The 16978-nt window shown below is 71.2% G+C and carries 12 protein-coding genes; 6 read left to right on the top strand and 6 right to left on the bottom strand.

From position 1 onward, the window contains the following. Nucleotides 1-44 precede the first annotated feature (44 nt). Genes ITJ50_RS04765 through ITJ50_RS04750 form a run of 4 tightly spaced genes read left to right on the top strand, consistent with a single transcriptional unit; the run spans nt 45 to nt 3792 of the window. Nucleotides 45-896 carry a phosphoribosyltransferase family protein gene (locus ITJ50_RS04765; RefSeq protein ID WP_071250185.1) on the top strand — a complete coding sequence of 284 codons (852 nt, stop codon included), beginning with the start codon at nt 45-47 and terminating at the stop codon, nt 894-896. After that, a complete protein-coding gene (locus ITJ50_RS04760; protein WP_228500952.1) occupies nt 893-2491 on the top strand; it encodes a nicotinate phosphoribosyltransferase in 1599 nt (532 codons plus the stop codon). The genes ITJ50_RS04765 and ITJ50_RS04760 overlap by 4 nt, the downstream gene beginning before the upstream one ends. Beyond that, nucleotides 2488-3138, top strand: a complete 651-nt coding sequence (locus tag ITJ50_RS04755) for an NUDIX domain-containing protein (RefSeq protein WP_017885456.1) — start codon at nt 2488-2490, stop codon at nt 3136-3138. The genes ITJ50_RS04760 and ITJ50_RS04755 overlap by 4 nt, the downstream gene beginning before the upstream one ends. Nucleotides 3139-3156: 18 nt before the next feature. Beyond that, nucleotides 3157-3792 carry a pyridoxine/pyridoxamine 5'-phosphate oxidase gene (locus ITJ50_RS04750; RefSeq protein ID WP_017885457.1) on the top strand — a complete coding sequence of 212 codons (636 nt, stop codon included), beginning with the start codon at nt 3157-3159 and terminating at the stop codon, nt 3790-3792. A 30-nt stretch (nt 3793-3822) separates the two neighbouring features. Here the strand turns inward: ITJ50_RS04750 and ITJ50_RS04745 are convergent, their stop codons facing one another. The 6 genes from ITJ50_RS04745 to ITJ50_RS04720 form a co-directional block, all read right to left on the bottom strand. Further along, entirely contained in the window at nt 3823-6234 is a 2412-nt protein-coding gene (locus ITJ50_RS04745) for a GNAT family N-acetyltransferase (RefSeq protein ID WP_194590009.1), read from the bottom strand. Next, entirely contained in the window at nt 6231-7631 is a 1401-nt protein-coding gene (locus ITJ50_RS04740) for a lysine N(6)-hydroxylase/L-ornithine N(5)-oxygenase family protein (protein WP_194590008.1), read from the bottom strand. Before ITJ50_RS04740 ends, ITJ50_RS04745 begins: the two co-directional genes overlap by 4 nt. Continuing rightward, nucleotides 7628-9052, bottom strand: a complete 1425-nt coding sequence (locus ITJ50_RS04735) for a pyridoxal phosphate-dependent decarboxylase family protein (RefSeq protein WP_194590007.1) — start codon at nt 9050-9052, stop codon at nt 7628-7630. The genes ITJ50_RS04740 and ITJ50_RS04735 overlap by 4 nt, the downstream gene beginning before the upstream one ends. A 95-nt stretch (nt 9053-9147) precedes the next feature. Next, entirely contained in the window at nt 9148-11139 is a 1992-nt protein-coding gene (locus ITJ50_RS04730; RefSeq protein WP_194590006.1) for a LamG-like jellyroll fold domain-containing protein, read from the bottom strand. 99 nt (nt 11140-11238) lie between these two features. Next, on the bottom strand, nt 11239-13686 hold the full coding sequence (locus ITJ50_RS04725; protein WP_017885462.1) for an ATP-dependent helicase: 2448 nt from the start codon (nt 13684-13686) through the stop codon (nt 11239-11241). A gap of 12 nt (nt 13687-13698) precedes the next feature. Continuing rightward, a complete protein-coding gene (locus ITJ50_RS04720) occupies nt 13699-14709 on the bottom strand; it encodes a glycerophosphodiester phosphodiesterase family protein (RefSeq protein ID WP_042539763.1) in 1011 nt (336 codons plus the stop codon). Nucleotides 14710-14815: 106 nt separating this feature from the next. Here ITJ50_RS04720 and ITJ50_RS04715 point away from each other — a divergent pair, with 106 nt between their 5' ends. Beyond that, entirely contained in the window at nt 14816-15811 is a 996-nt protein-coding gene (locus ITJ50_RS04715) for a DUF817 domain-containing protein (RefSeq protein ID WP_194590005.1), read from the top strand. A gap of 31 nt (nt 15812-15842) precedes the next feature. Further along, the gene (locus ITJ50_RS04710; protein ID WP_017885465.1) at nt 15843-16715 is read left to right on the top strand and encodes a Bax inhibitor-1/YccA family protein; all 873 of its coding nucleotides are present in this window, start codon (nt 15843-15845) and stop codon (nt 16713-16715) included. The last annotated feature ends 263 nt before the right edge of the window (nt 16716-16978 follow it).

Raw genomic sequence — 16978 nt, 5'->3', positions numbered from 1 at the left:
AACAATAATTGTCACACTGACAATTACCGTGGTACGGTCGAGCCATGGCAGTCGAACTCAGCACCTGGGACGCCCAGGGCAACCAGACGACACCGACGTTCTGCACCATGCGGTTCCCCGCCGGTGAAGCCCACGTCAAGGTCGCGAACGACACCGCCGAGCCGGGGGGCCTCACCGAGATCGCGACCCTGCGCGGCACGAACGGCGACGACCTGATCATGCTCGGCATGTGGGCGGACGCCGTGCGACAGCGCGGTTCGAAGTCCGTCGCGCTCGTCCCCTACCTGCCCGGAGCCCGGCAGGACCGTGGCCTGCCGTTCGGCGCGAAGGTCTACGCGGACATCCTCAACGGCTTCCACGTCGACCAGGTCATCGCGTTCGACCCGCACTCGCCGGTCATCGTCGGCCTGGTCGACAACCTCACCGTCGTCACGAGCGAACAGGTCGTCCGAGACGCGGTGGTCGGGGCATCCGAGCACGGCGGTGGCGACCCGTACACCGGCATCATCGCCCCGGACAAGGGCGCGGTCCCCCGGGCGACCGCGGTCGCCCGGGCATGCGGCCTGCCGGTGTACCGCGCCGAGAAGCACCGCAACCCCGACACCGGCAAGCTCGACGGCTTCACCTGCGAACCGCTGCCGGAAACCGGCCGGTTCCTGGTGGTCGACGACATCTGCGACGGTGGCGGCACGTTCATGGGCCTCGCCGGCTCGACGGGACTGCCGAAGGAGCGGCTCAGCCTCTGGGTCTCGCACGGTGTCTTCTCCGGCCGGGCAGCGCAGCTCGCCGACCACTTCGGCGAGATCGTCACCACCGACTCGTACCCCGCGCAGAACGCCATCGACGGCCTGCGCACGATCGCACTCACCCCCTACCTGACGGAGCAGATCCGATGACCCAGACCGCGCCCGCAACCACCGCCGGAGCCAACGCGACCGGCACTGCCGCCGGCCTCGAACCCCGCATCACCACGGCGAGCCCGATCGCGCCGCTGCTGGCCGTCGACGGCTACAAGCACTCGCACCGGCAGGTCTACCCCGCGGGCACCACCCGGATCCTCATCAACTGGACGAACCGGTCGAACGCACACATGCCCGAGTCGACGCACGCCGTGGTCTTCGGGCTGCAGGCGTTCATCCAGCGCTCGCTCGTCGAGGCCTGGGCGCCGTTCTTCGCCGCGGACGAGGACGAGGTCGCCCGACTGTTCGAAGAAGCCCTGCAGGGGTACTTCGGCCCGAACCACATCGGCACCGACCACGTCCGCGCCCTGCACCGCCTGGGTTACCTGCCGCTCGAGATCCGTGCCCTGCCCGAGGGCACCCTCGCCCCGATCGGCGTCGCGACCCTGACCGTCGAGAACACGATCGACGAGTTCTTCTGGCTGCCCAACTACATCGAGACCGCCCTGTCCGCATCGATCTGGCACCCGTCCACGGTCGCGACCAAGGCGCTCGCCTACCGCGACCTGATGGAGGACTGGGCAGCGCGCACCGGTGCCGTCCCGGCCGGCATCGACTTCGCCGCGCACGACTTCTCGTTCCGCGGGCAGTCGAGCATCGAGTCGGCTGCGGCGGGCGGGGCGGGCCACCTGCTCTCGTTCCTCGGCACCGACTCGATGCCGTCGCTCGACTTCATCGACCGGTACTACCCGGGCGACAACGGGCTGGTGGCAGCGAGCGTCCCCGCGACCGAGCACAGCGTGATGTGCGTCCGTGGCGCCGACGGGGAGCTCGCGACGTTCGAGCAGATCCTCGACGTCTACCCGACGGGCGTCGTGTCGGCGGTCAGCGACGGCTTCGACCTGTTCAAGGTCGTCACCGAGACCCTCCCGGCCCTCAAGGACCGCATCACGGCCCGCGACGGCAAGCTCGTCATCCGACCCGACTCGGGCGACCCGGTCGACATCGTCACCGGCACCGTGCACGGCGTGGACGAGGCCGAGTTGCTCGCCCCCGGGCGCAGCCACGAGGAGAAGGGCGTCGTCGAACTGCTCGACGAGATCTTCGGCCACACCGTGAACGACCAGGGCTTCAAGGTCCTCGATCAGCACATCGGCGTCATCTACGGCGACAGCATCACGCTCGACCGGGCACAGCGCATCTACGAGCGCCTCGCCGCGAAGGGCTACTCGAGCGACAACATCGTGCTCGGTATCGGGTCGTACACGTACCAGTACATGACGCGCGACAACCTCGGCAGCGCCGTCAAGGCGACCTGGGCACTGGTGGACGGCGAGCCGGTCGACATCCAGAAGGACCCGAAGACGGGCAGCGGCAAGAAGAGCGCGAAGGGCCGCATCGCCCTGCACCGCGACGAGACCGGCGAGATCCGGCAGACCGACCAGGCCACGGCCGAGGACGAGGCGACCAGCCTGCTCCAGCCGGTGTGGATCGACGGACGGTTCACGCGCCTCCAGTCCTTCGCCGACGTCCGGCAGACGCTGCGGGACGAACGTGCGGCCCGCGCTGCCCGCCGGACGACCATCGCGTGACGGCCGCCGGATCGGCGACCCGCGACCAACCGCTCATCGCGATCGACGTCGTCCCGGTGTCGTTCGCGGGGGCGGACGGCCTGCGGGTCGCCACAGCGCGTCGGGCCTACGCCCCGTACGCCGGACTGGAGGCCCTGCCCGGCGTGCTCCTGGACGGCACCGAGATCCTGGCGGACGGTGCGCGGCGCGCGCTGCGCACCAAGACCGGGATCGACGCGGCCGCGGTCCGCCATCTGGCGCAGATCGGCGCGTTCGACGGACCCGACCGCGACCCGCGGAGCGCCGCGATCAGCATCGCGTTCCTGGCGGTCGTCGAGCCGGGCACGGACTCGACGGCGACGTGGCACGCCGCCGCGGACCGCCCCCTCGCGCTGCCCTTCGACCACGACCGGATCGTCGACGCCGCGCTGGAGCACGTGCGACTGCGGTGCTGGTCGGACGTCCCCCTGACGCGTGCGCTGCTCGGATCGCCCTTCACCACGGCGGACGCCCGTCGGCTGCTCACCGCGCTGACCGGCGCGAGCCCGGACCCGGGCAACCTGAACCGGATGCTCCGGACGAACCCGGTGCTCAGCCGTGTCGACGCCCCCGCCGCGGCCGGTCCCCGCGGGGGTCGTCCCCCGGCAGCCTGGACGTGGAGCGCCTGAGCACGGTTGGGTGGAGGCATGTCCTCCTCCCTGTCCGGTGACGACTCCCTGCAGCTGCCCGAGTTCGACGCTCCCCCGGCATCACCCCTCGACCTGGCCCGACAGTGGCTCGAGGCCGCCGACGAGCGCGACGTCTCCGAGCCGAGGTCGATGACCCTCGCCACCGCCGGCGCCGACGGTCGGGTGAGCGCCCGGACGGTGGACGTGAAGCGCCTGGACGACCGAGGGCTGGTGTTCGGCACCTCGACCCTGAGCCCGAAGGGACGCCAGCTCGCCGAGAACCCGCACGCAGCGCTGCAGGTCTACTGGCGCGAGACCATGCAGCAGCTGCGGTTCGAGGGCCGGGCGGTGCAGCTCTCCGACGACGAGTCCGACGCGCTGTTCGCCGACCGCTCCCCGAAGTCCCGCGCGGCGACCGCGATCGCCGACCAGTCCGACGTGCTCGAACCGCGGACCCTGCAGGACCTGATCGACGACGCGAACGACCTGCTCGACGAGACCGACGACGCCGTGCCGCGGCCGGCCGGCTGGGTGGCTTGGCGACTCGAACCCGACGTCGTCGAGTTCTGGCACGGCAGCCGTGACCGGATGCACCGCCGGCTGCAGTACGTCCTCGCCGACGCTGCGTGGTCGGCCACCCGCCTGCAGCCCTGACGTCTCGCGCATCGCGAGAGCCGGCGCCCCCTACCGCCCGATCGGGTTCGGCATCGCGCCCGCCCGGATGAGCGACGACGACTGGTCGGCCAGGTCCACCATCGACAGGGTGTTCCGCAGCTGCAACCGGTTCAGGCACGAGTGCTCGAACGTCGGCACCCGCAGGTCCAGGGGCCGACGGCGGTCCGGGTGTGCGGCGGCGTGCGCGTCGATGCACTCCCCCGCGACCTGCCAGAACCGGGCCTCCGGCAGCACTCCGTCGTCGTCGAGGATCGCCGCGACGAACCGCAGCACCCCGTCGAACACGTCGGTGAACACCGCGAGAGCCGCTTCGTCGTCGGACACCGGGTGCACGATCCGGTCGATGTCGGCGGGCACCGGGCGGTCGTCGAGCCGGCCGAGCACCGCGGCCTCCTCGCCGATGTCCTTCATCACGGCGCGGACGACGACACCGTCGCGCACGACGAGCACCAGGTTCTCACCGTGCGGCATGAACACCAGGTCGTGCACGGTCAGGCAGTGCACGACGGGCAGCAGGTAGGCGTCGAGCCAGCGTCGGACCCACTCGTCGGCAGGGACTCCCGATGCCTCGATCAGGGCTGACACGACGGCGTTCCCCGCACCGTCTCGGTGCAGCAGTGCCGCCATGGTGAGCAGGTGTTCGCCCTCGGCCAGCTGCGGGACGGGACTCTCCCGCCACAGCGCCGCGAGCATCTTGCGCTGCGGCGAGGACACGTCGACCCGGTGGTACGCGTCGCCGGTGTAGCCGATGGCGGCGTGCTCCCGGAGCACCGAGAACCCGGCCTCGGCGAGCGTCGGGTCGGCGGCGACGATCGACGCGACCCAGTCGTTCACGGCCGGCGTGTTCCGCATGTAGGCGGGCGACATCCCCCGCAGGAACCCCATGTTCTGCACGGCGAGCGCCGTCTTCACGTACGAGCGTGCCGGCTCGGTGCGGTTGAACGCGGTGCGGATGGACTGCTGCGGCTGGTACTCGTCGGGCCCCTCGCCCAGGTCCACCAGGTCCTGCCGCCCCAGGTCGGGCGCGAAGGTCACGGCGATCCGGTGCTGCCACTGCCAGGGGTGCACGGGCAGCCACACGTAGTCGTCGGGGTCGAGCCCGCGGCGCTCCAGGGTGGCCCGGAACCCGGCCACGACCGCTGCCGGGAGCTCCGACTCCCAGTGCGCCTGCTCGGTCCGGTCCGCGGCGAGCGCCAGGTGCGTGTGCTCGCGTCGGGCGGCGAGCCACCGGTACCGGAACCGGCCGCCGGACTCGGGCGCGAACGCCCGGTACTCGTCGAGGCCGAACCCGATCCGCCCGTTGGCGGCGACGAACGCCGGGTGGCCCTCGGTCATCGCCGACTCGACGTCCTGGAACGACGCTACGGCGTCGTCGACGGCCCCGGACGAGACGGTCGAACCGGTCGAACCGACCGAACCGGCCGACCCGGCCCCGCCCCGCCCCCGTGCCAGCTGCCCGGCCGACGGCCCACCCCGTCGGAGCTTCGCCGCGGCACTCGCCAGCGTCGAGGCGATCTCCTCCAGGTACGTCCCGAGCAGCTCGTCGGGGATCCCGAGCACCGCGCGCAGCTCGAGCACGAGCTCCTGCGCGCTGAGTGGTGCCGACGCCCCCGCACGGGTCCGCGTCAGCGAGGCCTCGTCCATCGACCAGTGCTCGAGCAGGTGCTGCCGCGCCCGGAACCGGTAGGTCGACTCCCCCGCCTCGAGCCGCCAGCCGTCCCCGTCCGGCACAGGGGCGATCAGCCGTTCGTGGGTGAACTCCGCGATCGCCTTCGCGACGAGGTGCCGTTCGGCGGGTTCCAGGTGCTCGGGCCGCAGGTGCGCGGCCGGCCCGTCGTCGTCGGGGACGCCGATCCGGTCGGTGTCGAGCACCGACAGCAGCGCCCGCTTGCCGTCGACGTCGACCTGTCGCAGGGCACGGAACCCGACCTCGGCGTTCTTCGCCTGCACGGCGGTGTTCCGCACGTCCGGTTCGACGACGACCCGGCGCGCGCCGAGGGCGTCCCGGCAGTGCTCGACGACGGCACGCATGACCGCGCTCGTCAGGCCGTGCACGCGGCCCTCGGCCGGCACCGGTGCGACGAGCAGGTGCATGCCGACGTCGCCGGGTTCGGCAGCCCACACGTCGGTGAGCAGGACGGCCGAGGGGTCGTAGGTCTCGGCCAGGAAGCACGGTTCGCCGTTCCGGCGGCCGAGCCACGCGGCCTGCGCGGGGTCGGCCTGCACGCCGGCCAGGTAGGTGCGGACGCCGTCCACGTCGAGGTCGCCCATCTCCCACCACGACGACGCGGGGTGGGCGAGCCACGACTGCACGACGGCGGCGTCGCGTTCCGGGTCCACGGGTTCGACGGTCAGGAGGCCCGGCCCGGCTCCCACAGGCGCGGTCGCGTCCGGCGCCGTGGTGGTCACGGTCGTGCTCATGCGGAGACCTCCGCACGTTCGGTCGAGGGCCGGGCCGGCGCGCGCTCCGCGGCGCCGGGATGGGCGGTGGACGGCTCTGCTGTTGACTGCTCCGCGGCGGGCAGGCCGAACTCCTGGAAGGCGATCCGGGCCTCCAGGCCGTACACGGGGCGCCCCGTGACGGACCGGATGATCGACGCGTTCCGCCACGCACCCATGCCGAGGTCGGGCGCGGTCAGGCCGTGCGTGTGCTCCTCGGCGTTCTGCACCCAGATGCGCCCGCCCAGGGTGTCGACGTGGTGGTCGCGGGCGACGGCGAGGCGACCGCGGGAGTCGCGGGCGACCAGGTGCTCGACCCGGTCGAGGAAGCGCGGGACCCGCGGGGTGTACCCGGTGGCCAGCACCAGCTGCTCGACCTCGTGCTCGTACGTCTGGTCGAGCTGCTCGTGTCGGAGCGTCAGGCGGTACGTGCCACGGTCGGCGAGCCAGGCGGCGTCGACGACGCTCGTCTCGGTCCGGAGCGTCGTCGGGACCGGACCCCGCGCGCTGATCCGGTAGAGCTGGTCGTACAGGTCGTCGACCAGATCGGCGCTGATGCCCTTGTACAGGCCGCGCTGTTCCCGCCCCAGGCGATCGCGGACGGCTTCGGGCAGCCCGTGGAAGTGGTCCGTGTACTCCGGGCTCGTCATCTCGAGGGTGAGCTTGGTGTCCTCCATCGGGAAGAACCGGGGCGAGCGCGTGATCCAGTCGAGGCGGTAGCCGTCCTGCCGGATGTCCTCGAGCAGTTCACGGTAGACCTCGGCGGCGGACTGCCCGCTGCCGACGACGGCGATCGACCCGGCGTCGCGCAGGGCATTGCGGTTCGGCAGGAACTCGGCGGAGTGGACCGCCGGTCCGCCGATCCCGCGCAGCGGGGCGGGGACGGACGGCTCGGTGCCGATGCCCACGACGACGTGGTGTGCGCGGTACGTCTCGGGACCCTGATCGGTCTCGGCGTGCACCGTGAACGTGTCGGTGACCGGGTCGTGCTCGACGGCGGTCACCCGGCGGCCCCACCGCAGGGTGTCGAGCCGGTCGGCGGCCCAGCGGCAGTAGGCGTCGTACTCGCTGCGCAGGGGGTGGAAGTCCTCGCGGATGTAGAACGGGTACAGGCGCCCGGTCTCCTTGAGCCAGGCGAGGAACGAGAACGGTGAGGTCGGGTCGGCCATCGTCACCAGGTCGGCGAGGAACGGCACCTGGATCGTGGCGTCGTCGAGCATCATGCCGTGGTGCCAGGCGAAGCCGTCGGCCGCGTCGAGGAACACCGCGTCGAGGTCGGCGATCGGGTCGGTCAGGCAGGCGAGGCCGAGGTTGAACGGGCCGATGCCGATGCCGACGACGTCGTGCACGGCGGGGTCGGCGGTGCGGTCGGCGGTCATCGGGTCGCTCCTTCCGGGGCGGTGGTCGTGGCTCGGACGCGCGCGGCCGTCGCGACGACGTGCTCGAGCGACGCGCGCATCTGCTCCGGCGTCGTCTCCGGGTTGAGCAGCGTGAGCTTGTTGCACGGCCGGCCGTCGATGACCGTCTTGGCGATGAGCACCCGGCCCTCGGCGAGCAGGGCCGAGCGGATCGGGGCGACCAGCGCGTCGGCGGCCTCGTCGGTCATGCCGGCGGGCTGCCAGCGGAACAGCACCGTGCTGAGCTGCGTCGGCGCGACGAGCACCAGGTCGGGGTACTCCTCGACGATCCGGTGGGTGACCACGGCGAGGTCGATGACGGCGTCGAACGCCGCACCGATCGCGTCGGCACCGGTCGCCCGCAGCGTGGCCCAGAGCTTCAGGGCGTCGAACCGGCGGGTGGTCTGCAGCGACTTGTCGACCTGGTTCGGCTCGGCGGCGTCCTCCGGGTTCAGGTAGTCGGCGTACCAGGCGGTGCGGCGCAGGTCCTCCGGGCGCTGCACGAGCAGGGCGCTCGACGACACCGGCTGGAAGAACGACTTGTGCAGGTCGGCGGTCACGCTCCGGGCCCGTTCGACGCCGTCGAGCAGGTGCCGGCGGGTCGGGGACACGAGCAGCCCGCAGCCGTACGCGGCGTCGACGTGCAGCCACACTCCCTCCAGATCACAGACGTCCGCGATCGGCTCGAGCGGGTCGATCACCCCGCGGTCGGTGGTGCCGGCGGTGGCGACGACGGCCATCGGCGTCTGCCCGGCTGCGCGGGCGGCGGCGATCGCCTCGGCGAGGGCAGCGGGCACCATCCGGCCGGCGTGGTCGGTGGCGACGGCGACCACGGCCTCGAGCCCGAGCAGCCGTGCCGACTTCGCGATGCTGAAGTGGGTCTCCGCGGTCGTGAACACGGTGCCGCTGCTGCCGAGGGCCTCGCGCGCCAGCAGCAGGGCCTGCAGGTTCGACTGCGAGCCGCCCGAGGTGAAGATGCCGTCCCCCGCGGCGAACCCGATCCGACCGGCGAGCCAGGCGACGACGTGCCGCTCGATCTCGGTGCCGATGCGGGACTGGTCCCACGTGTCGACCGACGGGTTCACGGCGGCCAGGACCGACTCGGCAGCGACCGCGGGCAGCGCGACCGGGCAGTTCAGGTGCGCGAGGTACGCCGGGTCGTGGAACCAGACGGCCTCGCTGACGAACAGCTCGTCGAGCTCGGCGAGCGCGCGGTCCGTCCCGAGGGGTTCGGCGTCGAGGTCGACGTCCTGCACCCGGGCCCGGAGGACGTCCGGGGCGGTGTCGGTGGTCGGACGGTCGGCCGCGGCGAACCGGTCGGCCAGACGGTCCACCGTGGACGTCACGGCGGAGCGGTAGCGCTCGGCGGTGGCGGTGGTCAGGAGTTCGATGGGAGGTGTCACGTTAGGTAAGGCTAACCTCACAAAACGCGTTCACGCCACCCGAACGAGGGGTGTCCTGGTCGGCCGGGCGTGTCAGACGGCCGTCTGTCGGGTCGTCAGGCGTTCATGAACTCGCTCGGCTGCAGCGCCCGGCCGACGATGCGCACGTCACCGATCGACCCGACGAACACGTTGTCGAGCTTGCCGCCGTAGCGGTACCCGCCGAGCAGCCACGGCTTGCCGATCGTGCTCAGACCGCGGTTCTGGGTGGACGGGTTCCGCACGACCGGGCACCCGTCGACGTAGAGCACGGTGTGCGTCCCGTCGTTCACCACGGCCACGTGCCACCAGGCTCCGAGCGGCAGCTCGTGCCCCCAGTTCGTCAACGATCCGTCCTGGCTCGTCGGGTACACGCACCACTGCAGTTCGCGGTCCCCCGACAGGCTCAGGGTCACCGCGGGTTCGTCCGGGTCGCCGTCGGCTCCGGTCGCCTTCCCCACCTGGCCGGCGCTCGAGTACTGCGACAGCAGCGCGCTGAACCCGTTCGTGCTCGGGTCGAAGGTGGTCGGCAGCGCGAAGAACGCCTCGACCGTGTACCCGCGAGGGAAGTGGGTGCGGTTGAGCGGCGCCGCCCGGACGGTCTGCAGGTGGTCGCCCCCGGTCTTGCCACCCTGCAGCGCGAGGCTGCCGGCACCCGGCTGGTCGGGGTGGTGCGCGGCGGTCCAGCGCAACGCCCCTGCGACGGCGCCGGTCCGGCGGGCGACCACCAGGTCGTTGCCCTTGCCGCTCTGGTCGCGCACCCGCGTGGTCGGCGCGAGCGCCGCCCCGTCCGGGTTGCCGTCGAACCGCCAGTACGCGAGCGTCCCCGGTACCAGCATGCGTGCCGCCGGCCGGGAGGCCCGTGGTGCGACCGGCGCGAAGCCCGCGAAGCGCGCCTCGAAGTCCACTGCCATGGTGAAGCGGTCGACGTCACCGCTGAGGTTGACCTCCTGGGCGGCGAGCTCGTTCGCCTCGCCGAGCCCGCCGGCGAGCAGGAACGGCGACAGCGTCTCGACGTCGATGACGTTCCGTTCGAGGTCGACGTGGTACAGCCGGATCATGGCCGCCCCGCCGTAGTACCGGTTCTGGTAGTTGGTCAGGTGCAGGGCGACGTCGTGTCCCACCGCGTTCTTCGCCGTCGTGCGGCCCGGCCCCCAGTAGTGGCCGTTGAGCGTCAGGAACACCTGGTCGTGCTTCGTGATGAAGGAGTCCCAGAGCTGCTGCCCGTAGGGGTCGAACGCCGCCCCGCCGTCGGCGTCCGAGTCGACGATGGCGTGCGTCGTGAGGATCACCGGCGAGTGCGGCCGGGCTGCGAGCACGGAGCTGGCCCAGGCGAGGCCGCTCGCGCTCGTCCGCCAGTCGAGGGCCAGGACGACCCACTCGCGGCCGGCCGCGGTGAACCGGTGGGCGGTGTTGTAGCCGTCGGGGCTCGAACCGATCCAGCCCGGGGCCTTCCGGAACCGCTGCGGACCGAACACGTCGAGGTACGGGGTGCGGCCGCGTTGGTCGTCGGTCGACGAGTCGACGTCGTGGTTGCCGGCGAGCACGCTGTAGGGCGCTCCGGCACGGTCGAGCACGTCGAAGACCTCGCCGGACGCGCGCATCTCGGACGCCGCACCGTTCTGGGTCAGGTCGCCGAGGTGCACGAGGAACACCGTGTTGTGCCGGGCCTGCTCGCGCACGACGTACTCGAGCGAGGCGCGCATCGGGGCCTGGTCGACCGCGGCACCGTCGAACATGTACTGGGTGTCCGGCATCACCGCGACGGTGAAGCGCGGCGAGGTCGTGTCGGGTCGCCACGGACCGGTGCGCCCACGGGCCACCGCCTGCTGGGCCGCGATGCCGGACCCGCCGAGGGCCGCCGGGGTGACGGCGGGGGCTGCGGTCAGCGCGTCGGCGACGGCCGGGGCGCTGCCGAAACCGTTCGACGCCACGAGGCCTGCGGCGCCGGCCAGTCCGGACCCGACCAGGAAGCCACGGCGGGAGACCGGGATGCGCTTGCTGCGATCGTCGGCGGGGGCTGCTGCACCGTCGTGGGCGGCTTCGTGGTCGTCAGGGCTGTTCTGCACAGCACCGCACCGTACGGTCCGCGGGGGAACGCCCCGGGTCTGTCCCGTGAACACCAGACCGGCCGCTGCTGCCGGTTCGGTGTGGACCGGTGAGGGCTCCTACAGCTTCTCGATCGGGGCGATCTTGATGAGGAGCTTCTTGCGGCCCGCGGAGTCGAACGCGATCTCGGCGATGCGCTTGGCACCCTGACCCGTCACCGCGGACACCGTGCCCTCGCCGAAGTCGACGTGCTTGATGCGGTCGCCGGCGACGAGTTCCATGTCCCCGTTGTCGCGCACCTGGCCGGACACCCGGTTCGCCCACTCGGTCTTCGGACGGGTCTTCGAGGCTGCTGCTGCACGGTCGTACGATCCGCCGCCCCAGCCACCACCACCGCGGTAGCCACCGCCGCCGCCACCACCGTTGAAGCCACCGTCGCGCTTGGCGTTCAGGGCCCGGGGCTGCGTGCCACCGCGGCTGTTCGCCATGCCCGGCGACTGCTTCCACTCGATGAGCCCCTCGGGGATCTCCTGCAGGAAGCGCGACGGCATCGCCACGTTGACGTCGCCGAACTGCGCACGGGTCATCGCGAGCGACAGGAACAGGACCTTCTTGGCGCGGGTGATGCCGACGTAGAACAGCCGGCGCTCTTCCGACGGACCACCGGGTTCGTTGGCGGACATCCGGTGCGGGAGCAGGTCTTCCTCGACACCGGTCAGGAACACCGCGTCGTACTCCAGGCCCTTCGCGGTGTGCAGGGTCATCAGCGAGACCGTGCCCGAGGAGTCGTCGAGCTCGTCCGCCGCTGCGACCAACGAGACCTCGGTCAGGAAGTCCGACAGGGTGCCCTCGGGGTTGTTCTTCTGGAACTCGCGCGTCACGGCCACGAGTTCGTCGATGTTGTCGGCGCGCGCGGCGTCCTGCGCGTCGGGCGACTTCCGCAGGTTGTCGAGCAGCCCGGAGCCGTCGAGCAACTGCGTCAGGGTGTCGACCACCGGTTGCGTCTGCGCCTTCTCGGACACGGCGTCGAGCAGCGCCGCGAACTCCGTGATGGCGTTCCGCACCTTCGGCCCGAACCCGAGTTCACCCGCGTGCCGCAGGGCGTCGCGCATCGTGGTCTCGTGCTCGTCGGCGTAGCGCTGCAGCGTGGTCTCGGTGACCGAGCCGATGCCGCGCTTCGGCACGTTGAGGATGCGGCGCAGGGCCATCGGGTCTGCCGGGTTGGCGACCGTGATCAGGTACGCCATGGCGTCCTTGATCTCGGCGCGCTCGTAGAACTTGGTACCGCCGAGCACCCGGTACGGGATCGCCGCACGGATGAAGATCTCCTCCAGCGCACGGGTCTGCGAGTTGGTCCGGTAGAACACCGCCATGTCGCGGTAGTCCATGCCGTCTTCCCGCAGGCGCTGGATCTCGTCGGCGACGAACTGCGCCTCGTCATGGCCGGTGTACCCGGTGAAGCCGACGATCTTCTCGCCGGCTCCGACGTCGGTGAACAGGCTCTTCGCCTGGCGGTCGAAGTTGTTCGCGATGACGGCGTTCGCGGCGTCGAGGATGTTCTGCGTCGACCGGTAGTTCTGCTCGAGCAGGATCGTCTTGGAGTTCGGGAAGTCCCGCTCGAACTCGACGATGTTGCGGATGTCCGCCCCGCGGAAGGCGTAGATCGACTGGTCGGAGTCACCGACCACCGTCAGGGACGCGGGCGCGATCGAGCCGTCGGTCTCGCGCATCCGGGCGACGTGCTGCCCGGAGTCCTCGAGCTTGTCGACCTGTTCGACCGGCACCGGGCGGGTGAGCTCACGGATCAGGGCGTACTGGGCGTGGTTCGTGTCCTGGTACTCGTCGACCAGGATGTACCGGAAGCGCCGCTGGTACAGGGCGGCGACGTCCGGGAAGGCGCGGAACAGGAACACCGTCTGGCCGATGAGGTCGTCGAAGTCGAACGCGTTCGCCCGGCGGAGCTCGTTCGTGTAGCGCCGGAACACCTCGGTGAACATGACTTCCTGCGGGTCGTTCACGTTGATGTTGCGCGCGTAGGTGTCGATGTCCTGCAGCTCGTTCTTGAGCTTCGAGATCTTCGACGCCGCGGCACCCACGGTCAGCCCGAGGGAGTCGGCTTCGAGCTCCTTGATGATCCGCTTCAGCAGCGCCTTGGAGTCGGCGGAGTCGTAGATCGTGAACGACTGCGGGAACCCGAACCGCTCGGCCTCGCGCCGCAGGATGCGCACGCACGCCGAGTGGAAGGTGGAGATCCACATCCCCTCGGCCTCGCCGCCCACCAGGGCCCGGACACGCTCGCGCATCTCGGCGGCGGCCTTGTTCGTGAACGTGATCGCCAGGATCTGCGACGGCCAGGCTTCGCGGTTGGCGAGCAGCAGCGCGATGCGGCGGGTGAGCACGCTCGTCTTGCCGGAACCGGCACCGGCCACGATCAGCAGGGACTCGCCGCGGTACTCGACGGCTTCCTTCTGCTGGGGGTTCAGACCCGCGGTGAACGGGTCTTGGTACGCGCGGGCACCGGCGCCCGGTTCGGGCGTCGATTCGAAGGGGTCGAGCACGATCGTCATGTCCGGAACAGTCTAGGCGGGACCCCCGACAGCGGACCGGGCGAGCACCGCCAGGTCCGTGTGGTCGGCGAACACGCCGTCGAGTCCGGTGCGGATGACCGAGGTGAACCAGCGTTCCCAGTCGCCGAAGGCCGCGACGTCCCCGCCGCGACGCAACGGCGACGGCAGGAACCGGTTCTCCGGCCGGAGGGTCCACGTGTACACCGCGAGCCCGGCGGCGTGGGCACGGTCGACGATCGCGCTGCGCACCGGCGTCGGGTCGTCGAGCGCGACGCTGTCCACGCCGGCCATCAGGGTGCCGAGGTCGACGCTGATGCCGTGGAACTCGGTCGCGAACGACGCGAGCGCGTCCTCGGAGCGCTCGGCGGCGTAGGTGGGGGCGAGCGCCCCGTGGGACGCGACCTCGTCCGCGGCGCTGCCACGGGCCTCCTGGAGGTACACGAGCCGACCACCGGTCGCCCGCTCGCGCAGGTCCCGCAGCACGCCCTTCTCGAAGCTCTCCACCGTCAGCCGCTCGTCCTGCCGCCACCCGGCCTCGCCGAGCGCGGCGTCGACGAGTTCACCCATCGGGAACCCGGCGCGGTCGAAGGACGCGGCGTGCTTGACCTCGGCGACGAGCCCGACCGGGCGGGGCGCCGCGTCGAGGATCGCGAGCAGGTCGACGAACCGCAGGATCGGCTGCGCGCCGTCGTGCTCGGCGGATCCCGGGCGCAGCGCGGGCAGGCGCTCGCGGGTGCGGAGCGTCTGCAGCTGCGCCCACGTGAAGTCCTCGGTGAACCAGCCCGTCAGCGTCTGGCCGTCGACGGTCTTCGTCGTGCGCAGGTGCCGGAACTCGGCGTGGTCGGCGACGTCCGTGGTGCCCGAGACCTCGTTCTCGTGCCGGAGCACCAGGACGCCGTCCTTCGTGGGCACCAGGTCCGGTTCGATCGCGTCGGCGCCGAGTTCGATGGCCAGGTCGTACGCGCTCCGCGAGTGCTCGGGGCGGTAGCCGGACGCGCCGCGGTGGGCGATCACGAGGGTCATGGCGCGACCCTACTTGCCCGGGATGACGAGCGGGCCACCTGTGTCGCGGGACACACTCGTCGCGCCGGGGACCGCCGTTCCCAGCGCCGACGCCGAGCATCACCGCATGACCGTCCGATCGCTCTCCACCGCCGTCGAGGCCCGGATCGACCGGGCCGCACGCCGTGTGCTCGACGCCGGGCACCGACCGCACCGACCCGTCCGCGTGTTCGTCACCGAGTTCCTGGTGTTCGGTGCCAAGCAGGCCTGGGCGTGTGCGTTCGGGGCGCTGCTGCTCGCGACGATGGCCCTGGTGCACCTGACCGTGCCGGCCCCGATGCGGAACGACGTCCTGACGACCGCGGCCGTGCTGCTGCAGGTCGGCATGCTCGTGTTCGGGCTCGAGACCGTACGGGAACTCCGGGTGGTGGTGCTGTTCCACGTCGTCGGCACCGTGATGGAGGTGTTCAAGACCCACATGGGCTCGTGGACCTACGAACCCGGAGGGCTGCTCGTCGTCGCCGGGGTGCCGCTGTTCTCGGGGTTCATGTACGGGGCCGTCGGGTCGTACATGGTCAGGGTCCACCGGCTGTTCGACCTGCGGTTCGACCGGTACCCGCGGCAGTGGCTGCTGGCGGTCGTCGCGGGCGGCGTCTACCTGAACCTCTTCGGACACCACTTCGTCGCCGACGCCCGGTACGTGCTGCTCGCGCTCGTGCTGCTGCTCTTCGCCCGCACCACCATGGACGTCCGGATCCACCGGGCGACGATGCGGATGCCCGTGCTCGTCGCGATGGGGTTGGTGGCCGTGTTCGTCTGGGCAGCCGAGAACGTCGCGACCTGGGCCGGGGCGTGGAGCTACCCGGCGCAGCTCGCCGCCTGGCACCCGGTGGCCCCGACGAAGATCGTTGCGTGGTTCCTGCTCATGACGATCTCGGTCGCACTCGTGACCTGGTTGCACCCGGCGTCGCCCTCGGGCTCCCCGCGCTCGACGGCGGACTCTCGACGTCTTCGAGGCGCGCGTGCAGCGGGCGACCCTAGGCTTCCCTCGTCGGGGCCCGCTGGGCCCGCGTCCGCTCGCCGCGAATCCTCAGCCTTCCGCGACCGAGCGCACCTAGGCTGAGAGGACTCGAATCTCCTAGGAAGAGGACACCATGGCCTTCAAGCCCGGTTTCGACCAGTCCCCCGCCTTCAACGCACAGGGGGCAAACACCTGGGGCGGGCGCGGTGCTGGTCAGCAGCAGGCCGGCTGGGGACAGACCCCGCAGCAGGCACAGGGCGGCATGACCCCCGAGCAGCTGCAGTACATGTACGACCGCCCGACTGCGTCCCCGGTGGACACCGACCGCATGTCGTACGAAGACACCATCGTCAAGACGCTGCTCGCGTTCGGCGTGCTCGTCGTCGGTGCGGTGGCCGGTTGGAACCTGCCGCCGGCCGTCTGGGTCGTCGGCGCGCTCGTCGGGTTCGTCCTGGCGCTCGTCAACACCTTCAAGAAGAAGCCGTCCCCGGGTCTGATCCTGACGTACGCGTTCTTCGAGGGGCTGTTCGTCGGCGGTATCTCGAACTACTTCCAGACTGCGTTCCCCGAAGCTGACGGCATCGTCGCGCAGGCGGTGTTCGGCACGCTCGGTGTGTTCTTCGTCACCCTGCTGCTGTTCCGCTCCGGCAAGGTCCGCGCGACCCCGAAGGCCACGCGCTTCTTCCTGATCGCGATGGTCGGGTACATGGCGTTCTCGCTCGTCAACCTGGTCCTGATGTGGACCGGCGTGACGCAGAGCGCGTTCGGCCTGATGGGCGTGACGCTCTTCGGCATCCCGCTCGGTGTGCTCATCGGCATCTTCGTGGTCGTCATGGCGGCGTACTCGCTGATCCTCGACTTCGACCAGATCAAGACCGGTGTCGAGCGCGGCGCACCCCGCATCTACGCCTGGACCGCGGCGTTCGGCCTGATCGTGACGCTCGTCTGGCTGTACCTCGAGATCCTGCGCATCCTCGCCATCATCGCGAGCAGCTCGCGCAACTAGAACCACCGCACACACGAAGGGCCCCGGCGCTGCCGAGGCCCTTCGTCGTTCCCGGGCCGGTGGTCGGCGACGGCCGGGGCGGTGGCGGGGGCGGGAGGCAGTGGCGGTGGCGGCGGCGGTCCCGGGTGGTCACAACACCCCGCCGGTCGCCCGCCGAGTGGTCACGAAGCGTCGCCCGAGCCGGGGCCAGTCGACACTTCGTGACCGCTCGGCACCGGGCCCGCGGGGTGTTGTGACCACTCGACGACCCCGGCAGCACCCAC

Origin of the sequence: Curtobacterium sp. VKM Ac-2889 (assembly GCF_015350855.1) — a bacterium.
In the GTDB taxonomy this organism is placed as follows: Bacteria; Actinomycetota; Actinomycetes; order Actinomycetales; family Microbacteriaceae; genus Curtobacterium; species Curtobacterium poinsettiae.
This window is presented reverse-complemented; position numbering and strand designations above follow the sequence as displayed.